This is a genomic window from Enterococcus sp. JM9B, from assembly GCF_009933265.1.
GTDB classification, from domain to species: Bacteria; Bacillota; Bacilli; order Lactobacillales; family Enterococcaceae; genus Enterococcus_C; species Enterococcus_C songbeiensis.
This window is the reverse complement of sequence record NZ_MAEK01000003.1, coordinates 21,608-36,819: the sequence shown is the minus strand read 5'-3', so window position 1 is coordinate 36,819 and position 15,212 is coordinate 21,608. Positions and strand designations below refer to the sequence as shown.

The following is a 15,212-nucleotide window of genomic DNA, read 5'->3' as shown; positions in this document are numbered from 1 at the left end:
AGTAGATCATGAAGTCAAATTCAAAAATTAAGCTGATTATCAATATTGCCTTACTCGTAGCCATCTTTGGTGTGATGTATTATTTGTTGCGGGGCTCTTTAACTGAAATTTTTATCGAATTGAAAGACACCAGTTTAGCCGTTGTTTTAGGCGTACTTTTTTTAGGAACACTGTATCAAGTGCTTGAAGGATATTCAATTAAAGAGATTGCGACGGTCTTTCAGCCGCGATTTCGTGGGATAGATGGACTTTGGACCGCAAGTTATTCTGCTTTTTATCGTTTCATAACCTTTGGCGCAGGAACTTTGATTTCTGAGGTTAATTTTTATCGAAAAAAAGACCTTCATATTTCTCAAGGAATTGGAGTCACAGCACTGCATATGATTATGTACAAAGCGGCTGTTTTGACCTATGCGCTTGCGGGGCTGATTATTCAATTTTCACTTTTTTATGCTCATGCGCCCAAAATGATTCCCTTTATTCTTGCCGGCATGATTTTAACCTTTGTCATTATTGCTTTTCTGATTATTTTGTCAGTAAGTGTGCGACTTCAAGTTCTATTTGTTCAAATCAGTCACCGATTGTTCAAATCAGAAAAATTACGAGGAATCGTGGATAAATGCAATGTTCAGATTTATTCTTTGCGGGAAACGATGTATCGGGTGTTGAAGGATCGGACGGCAATGTTGCGAATCTATTTATGGAATCTGATAAAGCTGATTGCATGGTATTTGATTCCTTATGTTGTGTTAGTTAACGGTCATCCAGAATTAGACTTTTTATTGAGTTTTGCATTGATCAGTTTTACTGTGATTTTAGCAGGAGTCATTCCTTCACCAGCAGGTATTGGTTCTTTCGAATTTGTTTATCTGCTATTGTTTCGTCCGCTTGTCGGTACGGTTGATGCAGTCTCTTCCATGCTACTCTATCGCTTTGCCTCCTATATCTGGCCGTTTTTGATTGGTTTTGTGTATATTTTGGCAGAAAAAAGAAAAGTGATCCGCACGGAAATCAAAGAAATAAAAAAAGAGAATAGTACAGAAAGCGAGTGAATTCTTTGGTTTTTCAACCAAGGAATTTTTTTGTTCATAGACAGCAATTGTTTTGACCATATTTGACCAAAGGTGTATAATTTATTTTGTGAGAGAAAGTTGCTCTTACAAAAGATGGGAGGAAATTTTATGAATATAGAAAAAATGACAAGCACACTGCAAGAAGCGATTGCAGAAGCACAACAAATTGCCATTACTCGTCACCATCAAGACATTGATATTGCTCATTTATGGAAAATTTTCTTACAGCCAAATCATTTTGGTCGTAATTTTTATACGGATGCCGGAGTAGATGTTGACGATTTTGAGATCAAGGTCGATGAATTATTGGATCAGGCGGCAACAATTGAAGGCGGCAACGTGCAGTACGGACAAAGCATGAGTCAGAACCTTTTCAATCTGCTTTCGGAAGCAGATCGTTTGCGGGAAACTTTTCAAGATGATTACTTGTCTACAGAGATTGTATTGTTGTCTTTGATGCGCTTAAAAAATCATCCTTTGACAAAATATTTACTTAATCATGGAATCAATGAAAAAGAATTACGTAGAAATATTGAAGAAATGCGAGGTGGAGACCGAGTGACTTCACAAAATCAGGAAGAACAATACAAAGCCTTGGAAAAATATGGGGTTGACTTAGTTCAACAAGTAAAAAATGGCAAGATGGATCCGATTATCGGTCGAGATGAAGAAATTCGGGACGTCATACGAATTTTATCCAGAAAAACCAAAAATAATCCAGTGTTGATTGGTGAGCCAGGTGTCGGAAAAACCGCAATTGTGGAAGGATTGGCACAACGAATCGTAAGAAAAGATGTCCCGGAAAATTTAAAGGATAAAACGATTTTTTCCCTGGATATGGGAGCCCTAATTGCTGGAGCGAAATTCCGCGGGGAGTTTGAAGAACGTTTAAAAGCAGTTTTAAAAGAAGTCAAAAAATCAGAAGGACATATTATTCTGTTTATCGATGAAATTCATAACATCGTTGGTGCTGGAAAAACAGAAGGCAGTATGGATGCCGGTAATTTATTGAAACCCATGCTGGCTCGTGGTGAATTGCATACGATTGGTGCGACCACATTGGATGAATACCGTCAATACATGGAAAAGGACAAAGCACTTGAACGACGTTTCCAAAAAGTACTCGTGAAAGAACCGACTGTTGAAGATACGATTTCGATTTTACGGGGACTAAAAGAACGCTTTGAAATCCATCATGGGGTGAATATTCACGACAACGCGTTAGTTGCAGCTGCAACTTTGTCTAATCGTTACATCACAGATCGTTTCTTACCGGATAAGGCGATTGATTTAGTGGATGAGGCTAGTGCAAGTATCCGCGTGGAAATGAACTCCATGCCTACTGAATTAGATCAAGTGACACGTCGGTTGATGCAGTTGGAGATTGAAGAGGCTGCATTGAAAAAAGAATCTGATGATGCTTCTAAGAAACGCTTAACAATTTTACGGCAAGAATTGGCAGAACTTCGAGAAGAAGCAAATGCCATGAAAATGCAGTGGGAAACGGAAAAAGAAGAAGTCAACACAATTTCTAATAAACGAGAAGAAATTGATAAAGCAAAGCATGAGTTGGAAGATGCAGAAAATAATTATGATTTGGAACGGGCAGCTGTTTTACGACATGGAACGATTCCTCAATTAGAAAAGGAATTACATGAGCTGGAAGAAAAAGGCAAAGCAGAAGGCGTTCGAATGGTTCAAGAATCTGTGACTGAAAATGAAATTGCGGCAGTTGTTGGCCGTTTGACAGGTATTCCGGTGACGAAATTAGTTGAAGGAGAACGGGAAAAACTATTAAAATTAAACGATACCCTCCATCAACGGGTCATTGGGCAAGATGAAGCAGTGGATGCCGTGTCAGATGCAGTCATCCGGTCACGTGCAGGCCTGCAGGATCCTAATCGTCCCCTTGGTTCTTTCTTGTTCTTAGGACCAACTGGTGTCGGGAAAACGGAATTAGCCAAAGCATTGGCAGAAAATCTGTTTGACTCAGAAGAACATATGGTTCGAATCGATATGAGTGAATACATGGAAAAACATGCTGTCTCTCGTCTAGTTGGTGCGCCTCCAGGCTATATCGGCTATGAAGAAGGAGGACAGCTAACAGAAGCGGTTCGTCGCAATCCTTACACGATCGTCTTGCTGGATGAAATTGAAAAAGCCCATCCAGATGTTTTCAATCTGTTACTACAAGTATTAGATGATGGCCGTTTGACGGATTCTAAAGGTCGTGTGGTTGATTTTAAAAATACTGTGTTGATTATGACCAGTAATATTGGTTCACAATTATTGCTGGATGGCGTAACAGAAGAAGGAAAGATTCCTGAAAATGTTGCTGATTCAGTGATGGGCCTATTACGAGGACACTTCAAGCCAGAATTTCTGAACCGGATTGATGATACAATTTTATTTACACCATTAAGTTTGGACGATGTAAAAGGAATTGTGGAAAAAATCATCGCCCAATTGTCCCACCGATTGGAGGATCAAGATATCCAATTGGAGATTACCGATGAATCAAAAAGCTGGATCGCAGAAAATTCTTATGAACCGGCCTATGGCGCACGCCCATTGAAACGCTTTATCACGAGAGAGTTAGAAACACCGTTAGCAAAAGAAATCGTTTCTGGACGAGTATTACCAAAGTCGAAAGTTACGATTAGTTTGTTAAATGATCAATTGGTTTTTCAAAATAGCGAACAGGAATAACCAAAAAAATGGCAAGGATCAGATAATTGATTCTTGTCTTTTTTTGTCCAAATAAAAATTCTGAATCTCTCGACAAGCGAATGGTTTGGCGGAAAAACTTCTTTACTTTATACTGAAATAAATGGGGTAAAGAAAGGAAATGAAATGAAAACTTTTATAGATATGCTTCTTGATCGGAAAGACGAATTGCTTTCAGCAACTTTCCAACATCTTTCTATTTCGATTATTGCACTTTTGATCGCAATTATTATCGCAGTTCCTTTGGCGATTTGGTTGGCAAATTATAAAAAAGCGGCAGAGGTTATGCTGCAAATCACCAGCGTTTTACAAACAATTCCTTCATTGGCACTGTTGGGACTATTGATTCCTTTTGTCGGTATCGGCACTGCGCCAGCATTGATTGCATTGGTGATTTATGCGTTGTTGCCGATTTTTCAAAATACGTATATTGGTTTATCAGAAATTGATCCTTCCATTGAAGAGGCGGCGGTGGCATTTGGTATGTCTCGGATGCGCCGCTTAATCAAAGTGGAGCTTCCCATCGCGCTGCCGGTAATTATTTCCGGAATTCGGACAGCATTGGTTTTGATTATTGGTACCGCCACTTTAGCAGCGCTGATTGGTGCTGGTGGACTAGGAACCTTTATTTTATTAGGTATCGATCGGAATACACCGATGCTCACATTGATCGGAGCTATCAGCTCTGCATTATTGGCAATTTTGTTTAGCAGTTTGATTCGTTTGCTGCAAAATTTAAAACCTCGCTATACGTTACTGACTTTAGCTGGATTGATTTTTTTGATTGGTGGTGTTTCTATTTACCAAACAGGAGCTTTTCAAGGAACCACGGTCACAATCGCTGGAAAATTAGGCTCAGAGCCGGATATTTTGATTAATATGTATAAAGAATTGATTGAAGAAGAAAATCCTGAAATTCAAGTCGAATTAAAACCAAATTTTGGTAAAACGAGTTTTTTATTTAGTGCTTTAGAGCACAACCAAATCGATATTTATCCGGAATTTACCGGTACGGTCTTAGAAAGTCTAGTCAAAGTTCCTGAAGGAGATCAAGGAAAAGCCTTTTCTTCGGAGGAAACCTATGAGAAAGCCAAAACATTGCTGACAGACCAGTATCAGATGACGTTTCTTGAACCTATGGCTTATCAAAATACTTATGCATTGGCGATGAAAGAAGCGTTTGCCAAGGAACATCAAATTGAGAGCATTTCAGATTTGATCAAAATACAAAATCAAATCAAAGCTGGTTTTACGTTGGAATTTATTGACCGTTCAGACGGGTACAAAGGAATTCAGGAGAACTATCAATTGGATTTCCCAAGCGTTCAAAGTATGGAGCCGGCTTTGCGTTATCAAGCCATCAATAATGGAGACATTAATCTAATTGATGCCTACTCGACAGATAGCGAAATCCAACAATATAAACTGGTTACGCTAAAGGACGATCAACATCTTTTCCCACCTTATCAAGGTGCACCGTTGATGCAAAAAGAATTTGCAGAGAAGCACCCTGAAGTCGTCAAAGCATTAAATCGTCTAGCTGGAAAAATTACCGAAGAACAAATGATCTCCCTCAACTATCAAGTCAATGTGGAGAAGAAACAACCTGAAAAAGTTGCCCGCGACTTTTTGCTTGAACAGGGTTTGTTGAAGGAGGCAGAAAAATGACCGAGATAATTGCATTTAGAAATGTGGAAAAACACTACGGTGAAAAGATCGTAATCGATCAGTTGAACCTCAGTATCCAAACCGGAGAAATTTTCGTTTTGGTGGGGCCTTCAGGAAGTGGGAAGACCACAACGTTGAAAATGATTAATGCGTTGACCGAACCTACGGAGGGGGATGTGTATTTTAAAGGAAAACGGATCAAGGATTACAACCTGCAAAAAATGCGGTGGCAGATGGGATACGTTTTACAACAGATCGCATTATTTCCAACGATGACGGTAAAACAAAACATAGAAGTTATTCCAGAAATGCTTGGCTGGGAAAAAGAAAAACGTAAAATGGATGTGGATCGATTATTAAAATTAGTTAATTTGAATCCTGAACAGTATCGCAACCGAATGCCTCGAGAACTTTCCGGCGGGGAGCAGCAGCGAATCGGAATTTTGCGGGCGATTGCTGCCAATCCAGAAGTAATTTTGATGGATGAACCCTTTAGTGCGCTTGATCCGATTTCTCGTTCCTCCCTCCAAGAGCTGGTTTTGCAGTTGCATGAAGATTTGGGCACCACGATTGTGTTTGTTACCCATAATATGAAAGAAGCCATCAAATTGGGGGATCGAATTGCAGTCATGCGCAACGGACGGTTGATTCAATGCGACACGCCAGAAAAAATTATTGCAGAACCCAAAACGAAATTTATTGAAACCTTTTTTGAGGAAACTGGTGAGGATGAAGCGGCGCTTGTGACGGTTCGACAAATGATGCAGGCTGGTTTTTATCAAACGACTGTTATGAAAAAAGAGCAACCAATAATCACTGAAGATACCACTCTACAGGAAGTTTATCGTGTTTTAGCGACTGCCTCAAGCGTGAGTATTAAAAGAGGACAGGAAGTAGTTGGACAATTATCAGGACAAGATGTATTTGCATTTTTGAGTCGAAAGGAGGAGGCAGATGAAGAAAGCTGATGTTGTTGTTATTGGTTCTGGGGTTGCTGGATTGAGTGCTGCTTTTGGCTTAAAGGAAAGTGGACATTCCGTCATTATTGTTGAAGAAGATTTATGGGGTGGAACCTGTCCAAACCGCGGATGTGATCCAAAAAAAGTTCTGCTTGCAGCAGTTGAAGCGCAAAAGAGCATCCAACACCTGCAAGGAAAAGGATTTTCAGAAACACCGACAATTAATTGGCAGGAGTTGATGGCGTTTAAACGGACTTTCACCCAGCCTGTTCCTAAATCCCGCCAAAAGTCATTAGAAAAATCCGGGATTGAAACGCTTAAAGGAACTGCGCGTTTTTTGGATGAAAATCATCTGCAGGTAAGGGAAGAAATTATTGAGGCCAAACAATTTTTGATCGCTAGTGGGCAACGTCCAACGTTATTGGCAATCAAAGGAAAAGAATATTTTAAAACCAGTACCGATTTTCTTGATTTGGATCAGTTACCAAAAAGAATTGCTTTTGTTGGCGCTGGCTACGTGGCAATTGAGCTGGCAACGATCGCTAGTGCTGCCGGGGCAGAAGTGTCTATCATCCATCATAATGATCGACCATTAAAAGCATTTGATGAAGAATTGGTTGCTGAGTTAATGAATCAACTAAAAACCCAAGGACTCTCTCTCAATTATGATATTTCTTTAGATGAAATCGAAAAAACAGAATCAGAAACGTATCTGCTTAAAGGAAATAAGTTTCAGCTTGAAAGTGACCTTGTCATTTGTGCTACCGGTAGAATTCCAAATGTCGAGACGTTGCAATTGGAAAATGCTGGTGTTCAGTATGATCAGCATGGAATTATCGTAAATGAATTTCTACAAACGACAACCCAAAATATTTTCGCTTGTGGGGATGTTTTAGCTAAAAAAATACCCAAATTGACACCAGTGTCTACCTTTGAAGCCAACTATGTTGTGAAAACAATGGAAAAAATCGAGAAAGGAATCAGTTACCCGGCAATTCCAACAATCGTATTCGGTAGTCCAAAATTGGCTCAGGTAGGCATTCCTACAAAAGAAGCTTTGGAAAATGGCCAACAATTTACGATTGTAGAAAAAAATTTGACAGAATGGTTCACCTATCATCGAATCAATGAACCAATTGCTAAAGCAAAACTGATTTTCGAAAAAAATCAGCTTGTAGGAGCCAGTACGTTGAGTACTCACGCCGATGAGTTGATCAATTTACTCGCACTTGCGATTGATAAAAAAATAACCGCAGAAGAAATCAGTAGTTTTATTATCGGCTATCCATCTGTTGCCAGTGACTTGTCATATTTAGTATAGGAGGAGAGCAATATGGAATTAATCAAGATTCGGAAAAATCCGCAATTAGTTGTTTCAATTACGAAAGAAATGACGAATGCAGAGGTATTTGATTGGATTGGTGAAAGTTTCATGAAATTAGCCGATCATATTGAACGAGAAAAAGCGCAAATTGCCGGTCTGCCGTTTGTTTCTTTTAAAAAACTTGATGAAAATGGAAATATTGCTGCTGCGAAGGTGATGATCGAGATTGGTATTCCTATTGATCACGAAATCAATGACACGATTGAAATCATTTGTTACCAAATGGCGGGCTATAAAGCGATCCAAGGAACATTTACTGGAAGTGACGATGATTTGGCACTGGTTTATTCTTTGATGATTGACGAAATAAAAAAGGGCGGACGGGAATTTATGCATCAAAGTTATGAATATTATTTGACGGATGCTTCGGCGAACGCAGAAGAACAAATGACGATGTTGGAAATACCATATCGCTAGACCACACCTAATAACGAAGTAGTCAGTTGCAGGATTTTGCGGCTGGCTTTTTTGTTGCTCGACAACGAAGAAAAAAGTCGTATAATAAAAAAAAGAAAGTAGTGAGACAATTTATGAAACTTGCCATTATGGGGGGGACCCCCGTTGATACTCGAATGGGCGCCGCTTTAATCGCAGATTTAAAGGTTGATGTAATTCAAACGCCTATTTCGAAAAATCCTAGCGAACAAACTTTTTTTCAAACACAACCTTATGAAAAAAGAGAAAGACAGATTCGTAAAAAAATTGACGAGCTGTTGGAACAAGACGTTACTGCACTTTTTGTGTACTGTAATTCCCTTAGCGGCTCCATTGATTTTGATCAATTAGCCGTTGACTATTCGTTGCCAATCATCACACCTTTTCAAGTCTACCGGCAATTAGCAGGGAAGTATAAGAAACTGGGCGTTTTGGCAGCAAATGCACAAGGAGCTGCGGGAATTGAAAAAGAATTGGTGCAAAGCAATCCACAGATTGAAGTTTTTAGTGTAACCAATCTTTCTTGGGTCAAAGCAGTAGAGGCAAAAATCCCCAGCAAACAAATTGTAGAAAGCTTTGGATTATTGGAGACAACCGATTATTTTCCAAAAAATAAAATTGAAGCAATCTTGATTGGATGTACTCATTTTCCTTATTTTCTTGAGGACTATCAATCACGAACCCCGATTACCTGTATTAATCCCGATGATTTTCTAAGAGAAAAATTGCAGGAAATTGCAAAAAAAAGGTGAGCCCATTTACTGGACTCACTTTTTTTATAATTTTCGAGCTTTTCGTTCTTTTTCCGGTGCCTTTTGCAAACGATAGGAAAGAAAATATTCTGCTTGGCCTCTACTTTGGATTGCGGCAAAAACCGACATAATCAATGCTCCCAACGTATTGGTAAAGAGATCCCCCATGGTATCCATTAACGCTGCTCGACCAATAAACGCCTGTCCTGCAACTGTTTGATACCGTTGCAGATTCATTCCGCCAAATTGGTCACAGGCAAATTCCCAAAATTCCCAAATCACACCACACAATCCGGCAAAGGCAAAGCCGAATAATAGAAATAACCAAGGTGAGATTCTTTTTACATCAGCATCTCGTAAGAAAATTCCGATCAAACCATAACCAACTGCCGTCAATACCATTGGACTAACGGTGTGGAGGATTTTATCCCAAAAATTAACAATCAGAATCATGTGAAGACAGGTTCCAAGAAAAACAGAAATCAAAAGAAAGAACCAGTAAAAATAAACAGTCGCTTCTGGCATTCGAATACGAATCAGTTTGTAGATGATTTCCGGTAAATAAATAAGCAGGATGCCGGCAAGACATTCAACCACAAAGACGATGGCTTGATTTTGTGGAAATCGCCCAGTAACCAGCTCCCAAATATTGAAAATCAAAATACCGATTCCTAAAACTGTCATGCCCAATTGAATCTTGCGATAGGTTACTGTCATGAGTTATCTCCTTCCACAAAGCGGGCGACACCTTGGAACAGGTTTTCTTCAGAGGCAAACACTGCACCGTTTAATTTTATTAAACCGACTGTATACAAATTCGTGTAATGAAATTGATTTTCAGCAACTTGTTGTAAGGCATCAATTTTTTTGGCATTGGTTGCTCCTTGCTGCCGGGAATCCGTGTAAAGACCTAATATCGGAATACGATTGGCATAGGCAACACCAATTTCTGAAGCAACGCCGGCATCAATGGATAAACCGTCTAATAAAGCAATCATCAACTGACTTTCTACAACTTTTTCTGTATCTGCTAAGGCAATCATCTTGCTGTCAGCATAAGCAGTTTTATCATTGATTGCCGCATTTTCCTGAGGCAAATAAATTTCCAGTTGCGGATGGTTTCTTCGCAACTTTTTTACCAACTCCGCATTATAAAGTAAGTCACTTTTCGCAAACATAGGTGCTGCAAAATAGATTTTCATTCCTATCACTCCAACTACTAGTTTTTACTTTTTATCAGAGTTCTTTGAAAAAAAGACATCTGATAAAAGCAAATCGATTTTCAATTCTCAGTATACCAAAGGCAACTGTATTTTGCTCGAATTTGATGGTGAGAGGAGTGGAAAAGTGTATAAGTAATTTAATTTACATAATATTTTTATGGTTCTGATTTCAATTTCACATGAAAATTGTCTCAAAATAAAAAATCTTCTTGCATTGTAATAGAAGGAAAGGGATAATCAAGCTAGTATAGAATGAACGTATTTTTAAGGAGCATAGCCATGAATAGACGGTAGAATTCTTCACTTGGAAATAAACGAAAAAAATTGAAGAACGAAAATTTCGTTTCTTCTAAGTGAAGGTGAAAAAATTGAATAAGCATTCTTTTATTAAATTACTTGCAGGACAAACGATAGCTAATATTGGTGATACGCTGTATACGATTGCCATGATAAGTTCAGTGTTTGCGATGACTCACTCGGTGTTTGCCGCAGCAATCGTGCCTGTTATCATTACTGGAAGTATGGTTTTATCAGGTTTATTGACACCGTTGATTATCGTACGTGTCTCTTTGACTCAGCTTTTGAAGAGTCTTCAACTTTGCAAAACAGTGTTTTTGTTTGGCTTGGCTATTTATCTGCAACTTTCTTCCTCTGTTCAATTACTTGTTTTGTTTGGTTTCATCAGCTGTATTGCTTTTTTAGATGGATGTGCGGATCCAGTCGCAACAGCATTGCTGCCCCATTATGTAGCAAAGGAAAATCTGATGCGAGCCAATAGTATTTTCAGCACGTTGCTGCAAATTGTTAGCATTGGTAGTTGGGCGGGTGGTTCCTCTTTATTGATTCTTTTTTCGGTTTCAAATTTAGTCTGGTTGGATATGGGAATCTTTCTGATAGCGACATCATTGTTTTGGTGGCTTCCTCAAGTTGAAAACAAAATAGAATCCAAAGAAAGTGAGTGGAAGAATTTTTCAGTTGGATGGCAAGAAATTCGACAGCAGCCGCTTCTTCGCACAGTGGTTTCGATGGATATTCTTGAAGGAGTTGCAAATACGGCATGGGTGTCGGCGGTAATTTTATCCTTTGTAAAAGACGTTCTTCACGTAACAGAAAATTGGTGGGGCTATATTAATGCAACTTTTTTTGCAGGTGCTTTATTGGGAAGCCTTGTTGTGATGCGTTTAACGGGAAGAACTACGAAAAAAGCAACGTTGATCTGGCTAGGTTCCTTAGGTGGTGCGCTGGTAACATTTTTAGTTGCCCCCGGTTGGCATCCGGTGTTTGTTCTTTTTTGCTCTGTTTTGGTGGGTGTCTTTTCTCAAATCAAGAATATTCCTCAGTCCACTGTGTTACAGCAACATATTCCAAATGAAAAACTTGTTGCCGTTTATGCCGCAATGAATGTTCTCTATACAGGAACTTTTGCTGTGGCATCACTTATCGCGGGTTCTATTTCCGATCTTTTTGGTGCACAGACAATCTTCCTATTATCAGGGATTTTATTATTACTTGTCGCAGTGATGGCAAGAAAAAAATATCAGCTATTTGACGAATAAGAGAGTAAATAGAATCTGAGAATTGTCTCGGGTTCTATTTTTATTGATTTATTGTTACAATAAGAGCAATAATTCGGACGTTTATTTCAAAAGACAGGAGGAATTTTCAATCATGATTCGAATGAAGCTTTTAGGTGTAATCATTGGTCATTCGGATGGAAAGACCGGTATTTTAGTTCCCACACCCAAATGGTTCTATGGCTTAATCGTTTTTTTGCTCATTGTTGGGATTGTTTTTTTAGTGAGAAAGAAAAAATAGCTTTTTTTCACGAATAAGAACTATTTTAAAAACTTTCCTCAGAACAATTTCTTTTCTGAATCACGGATAAAGGATGACTTATCCTATTTGCGTTGGTATAATAAAGAAGTTGATTAAAAGAAATGAGGAAACACATGAATATAGAAGAAATGAAGAAAAGACGTGAAAAGATCCGTAATTTTTCCATCATCGCCCATATTGACCACGGGAAATCTACATTAGCAGATCGAATTTTGGAGAAAACAAATACTGTCACGACTCGTGAAATGCAAAACCAGTTACTTGATTCAATGGATCTTGAACGGGAGCGGGGCATTACAATCAAGTTAAATGCCGTGGAGTTGAACTATACCGCTAAAGATGGCGAAGCATATATTTTTCATTTAATTGATACCCCGGGGCATGTGGATTTTACCTACGAAGTTTCTCGTAGTTTAGCTGCCTGTGAAGGTGCGATTTTAGTGGTGGATGCAGCGCAGGGAATCGAAGCTCAAACATTGGCAAATGTTTATTTAGCATTGGATAATGATTTGGAAATTTTACCAGTTATCAATAAAATTGATTTGCCGGCCGCTGATCCTGAACGAGTACGCAAAGAAATTGAAGATGTCATCGGAATTGATGCCAGCGAAGCTGTTCTTGCCAGTGCCAAAGCGGGAATCGGTATTGAAGAAATTTTGGAACAAATCGTCGAATACGTTCCTGCACCAAGCGGTGATTTAGATGCACCGTTAAAAGCACTGATTTTTGATTCTATTTATGATTCTTATCGAGGGGTTGTCCTGAATGTGCGAGTTATGGATGGGGTCGTGCGTCCTGGCGATAAAATTCAAATGATGAGTAACGGAAAAACGTTTGATGTGACCGAAGTTGGCGTTTTTTCACCAAAGGCAGTTCAACGGGACTATTTAATGGTTGGAGACGTTGGGTATATCACCGCCGCAATCAAAACGGTTCAAGATACGCGGGTTGGGGATACCGTGACCTTAGCAAACAATCCAGCAGAAAAAGCATTGCATGGCTATCGAAAAATGAATCCAATGGTTTTTTGTGGGTTGTATCCAATTGATACTTCCCGTTACAACGATTTGAGAGAAGCCTTGGAAAAATTACAATTAAATGATGCTGCGTTGCAGTTTGAACCGGAGACATCTCAAGCACTTGGTTTTGGTTTCCGCTGCGGATTTTTAGGGTTGCTGCACATGGACGTTGTACAAGAACGTCTTGAACGAGAATTCAATCTTGAATTGATCACAACAGCACCATCAGTAATTTATCATGTGAATAAAACAGACGGTACTCAAGAAATCGTGGATAATCCGGCTGATTTTCCAGATCCAGTGACAATTCAAAATGTGGAAGAACCTTACGTAAAAGCGCAAATTATGGTTCCAAATGATTTTGTTGGTGCAGTGATGGAGCTTGCGCAACGAAAACGTGGTGATTTTGTAACGATGGATTACTTGGATGACTATCGGGTAAACGTTGTCTATGAAATTCCTTTGTCAGAAATCGTTTTTGATTTCTTTGATAAATTAAAATCCAGTACAAAAGGCTATGCTTCATTGGATTACGAAATGTCAGGCTATCGCCCAAGCAAGCTTGTGAAGATGGATATCTTGTTGAATGCCGAAAAAGTGGATGCCTTGAGCTTTATCGTCCATCGTGATTTTGCATTTGAACGGGGAAAAGCGATTGTTGAAAAACTAAAGAAACTGATTCCTCGCCAACAATTTGAAGTACCGATTCAGGCTGCTATCGGACAGAAAATCGTTGCTCGTTCCGATATCAAAGCCTTACGAAAAAATGTGTTGGCAAAATGTTACGGCGGAGATGTATCCCGAAAACGCAAATTGCTTGAAAAACAAAAAGAAGGCAAGAAGCGAATGAAACAAATCGGTTCCGTAGAAGTACCACAAGAAGCCTTCATGGCAGTTTTGAAAATGGACGACCAAAATGAAACGAAATAGCTTGTTTCTAGATGAAAAACCTAATAAATCAACCTTTTCGAGTGGCGTAAAAAGCGTGATTTACCTGTTTAAAAAAGTTTAAACTGTCATATGGTTGTCACGACTTAACAAAAAAGGACAAAAAAGGAATATTTTCCTTGAGGATTTTTACTTGTCAGCGTATGATGAAAGCATCTCATAAGGAGGTGCTTTTTTCATGCAATCAAATAATGATGAGTTAATTCAAATGGGAAATCTTTTAAAAAAAGTTAGACTTTCAAAAATGTTAACCCAAGAAGAATTAGCAAAATTATCAAATATTTCTCAAGCTACAATTGTTAAATATGAAAATGGTTTACGTAGCATATCTAAAAAGAGTGACAAAGTTTTAAGTGAAGTTCTTGGTGTGGATTCTTTTATCAAACATTTGGACGAAAAAAATTGGCAAATCCTGATAGATTTAAAAAAATATCAATGCATCAATAATTTTTCTCGAGAGGAATTGTCTAAACAACTAGATATTGAGATTTCTCTTCTTAATAAGTTTTTGAATAAAAGTCGTCCATTATCCAAAAATGCAGTTCAAAAGATTACTCAGCTGTTAACTAATGATGGAAAAGAAATTTTGATGGATATCAAACAAGATGATGGTTCGTTTAAATTACCTATTGTCGATAAAATAGCAATGGGGGGACGAATTCAAGAAATTCGTAAAAATCGAGGTGAGAGCCTAGAAAAATTTGGTAAGAATTTTACTCGACCTGCAGGAAAGAATGTTGTGACGAGATGGGAAAAAGGGATAAATATTCCCGATATCGAAAGACTGATGAATGTTGCTTATTTGGGTAAAGTAACTGTTCCTTATCTTTTATATGGAGATACCTTCAGCAAGATGTTAAAAAATGGAAATAAGGTTAGTAAGTTTGAAAAATTAGACCCTTTCCGAATGGGCTTAAGACTTCGAAAAATTCGAAGGGATTATCGATTGGAAAGAGAAGACTTTGGAAAGTTTTTTTCACCGCCTATTACAAAATGGTCGATGGATAGATATGAGAATGGAAAAGATATTCCGAATACGGATCGCATCATTCAATATGCCTATATCGGAAAAGTTTCTTTGGAGTTTTTGATTTATGGCATTTGATGGTTATTGAAATGAATAGTTTTTAAACACTTGAGGCATTCAGAAATGGATGTCTCTTTTTTATTACCAAAAAACGAAAGGAG

Annotated in this window: 13 protein-coding genes; 11 read left to right on the top strand and 2 right to left on the bottom strand. The window is 38.5% G+C overall.

Annotated features, from left to right (window positions below; all coding sequences use genetic code 11):
* Nucleotides 1-5: 5 nt before the first annotated feature.
* The 7 genes from BAU16_RS00535 to BAU16_RS00505 all read left to right on the top strand — a co-directional run bounded on the left by BAU16_RS00535 (nucleotide 6) and on the right by BAU16_RS00505 (nucleotide 8,998).
* Entirely contained in the window at nucleotides 6-1,052 is a 1,047-nt protein-coding gene (locus tag BAU16_RS00535; protein ID WP_371851522.1) for a lysylphosphatidylglycerol synthase transmembrane domain-containing protein, read from the top strand.
* A gap of 129 nt (nucleotides 1,053-1,181) precedes the next feature.
* Nucleotides 1,182-3,782 (top strand): ATP-dependent chaperone ClpB, encoded by a 2,601-nt coding sequence (gene clpB, locus BAU16_RS00530; protein WP_137605912.1) that lies wholly within the window; start codon nucleotides 1,182-1,184, stop codon nucleotides 3,780-3,782.
* 144 nt (nucleotides 3,783-3,926) lie between these two features.
* On the top strand, nucleotides 3,927-5,468 hold the full coding sequence (locus BAU16_RS00525) for an ABC transporter permease/substrate-binding protein (RefSeq protein WP_161526176.1): 1,542 nt from the start codon (nucleotides 3,927-3,929) through the stop codon (nucleotides 5,466-5,468).
* A complete protein-coding gene (locus tag BAU16_RS00520) occupies nucleotides 5,465-6,436 on the top strand; it encodes an ABC transporter ATP-binding protein (RefSeq protein WP_137605914.1) in 972 nt (323 codons plus the stop codon). The genes BAU16_RS00525 and BAU16_RS00520 overlap by 4 nt, the downstream gene beginning before the upstream one ends.
* The gene (locus BAU16_RS00515; RefSeq protein WP_137605915.1) at nucleotides 6,423-7,748 is read left to right on the top strand and encodes a dihydrolipoyl dehydrogenase family protein; all 1,326 of its coding nucleotides are present in this window, start codon (nucleotides 6,423-6,425) and stop codon (nucleotides 7,746-7,748) included. Before BAU16_RS00520 ends, BAU16_RS00515 begins: the two co-directional genes overlap by 14 nt.
* A 12-nt stretch (nucleotides 7,749-7,760) precedes the next feature.
* Nucleotides 7,761-8,228, top strand: a complete 468-nt coding sequence (locus BAU16_RS00510) for a GyrI-like domain-containing protein (protein WP_048605131.1) — start codon at nucleotides 7,761-7,763, stop codon at nucleotides 8,226-8,228.
* A gap of 113 nt (nucleotides 8,229-8,341) precedes the next feature.
* Nucleotides 8,342-8,998 (top strand): aspartate/glutamate racemase family protein, encoded by a 657-nt coding sequence (locus BAU16_RS00505; RefSeq protein ID WP_048605345.1) that lies wholly within the window; start codon nucleotides 8,342-8,344, stop codon nucleotides 8,996-8,998.
* A 24-nt stretch (nucleotides 8,999-9,022) separates the two neighbouring features.
* Here BAU16_RS00505 and BAU16_RS00500 read toward each other — a convergent pair whose 3' ends face one another.
* Both BAU16_RS00500 and BAU16_RS00495 read right to left on the bottom strand, forming a co-directional pair.
* Entirely contained in the window at nucleotides 9,023-9,715 is a 693-nt protein-coding gene (locus tag BAU16_RS00500; RefSeq protein WP_048605132.1) for a hypothetical protein, read from the bottom strand.
* Nucleotides 9,712-10,200 carry a nucleoside 2-deoxyribosyltransferase gene (locus BAU16_RS00495; RefSeq protein ID WP_137605076.1) on the bottom strand — a complete coding sequence of 163 codons (489 nt, stop codon included), beginning with the start codon at nucleotides 10,198-10,200 and terminating at the stop codon, nucleotides 9,712-9,714. Before BAU16_RS00495 ends, BAU16_RS00500 begins: the two co-directional genes overlap by 4 nt.
* A gap of 389 nt (nucleotides 10,201-10,589) precedes the next feature.
* Between BAU16_RS00495 and BAU16_RS00490 the strand changes: the two genes are divergently transcribed.
* From BAU16_RS00490 to BAU16_RS00475, 4 genes are all read left to right on the top strand, one after another.
* Nucleotides 10,590-11,777 carry an MFS transporter gene (locus BAU16_RS00490; protein WP_137605218.1) on the top strand — a complete coding sequence of 396 codons (1,188 nt, stop codon included), beginning with the start codon at nucleotides 10,590-10,592 and terminating at the stop codon, nucleotides 11,775-11,777.
* 112 nt (nucleotides 11,778-11,889) lie between these two features.
* On the top strand, nucleotides 11,890-12,036 hold the full coding sequence (locus BAU16_RS00485; RefSeq protein ID WP_156171215.1) for a hypothetical protein: 147 nt from the start codon (nucleotides 11,890-11,892) through the stop codon (nucleotides 12,034-12,036).
* 134 nt (nucleotides 12,037-12,170) lie between these two features.
* Entirely contained in the window at nucleotides 12,171-14,006 is a 1,836-nt protein-coding gene (gene lepA, locus BAU16_RS00480) for a translation elongation factor 4 (protein ID WP_161526175.1), read from the top strand.
* Nucleotides 14,007-14,202: 196 nt separating this feature from the next.
* Entirely contained in the window at nucleotides 14,203-15,129 is a 927-nt protein-coding gene (locus tag BAU16_RS00475; RefSeq protein ID WP_161526174.1) for a helix-turn-helix domain-containing protein, read from the top strand.
* The last annotated feature ends 83 nt before the right edge of the window (nucleotides 15,130-15,212 follow it).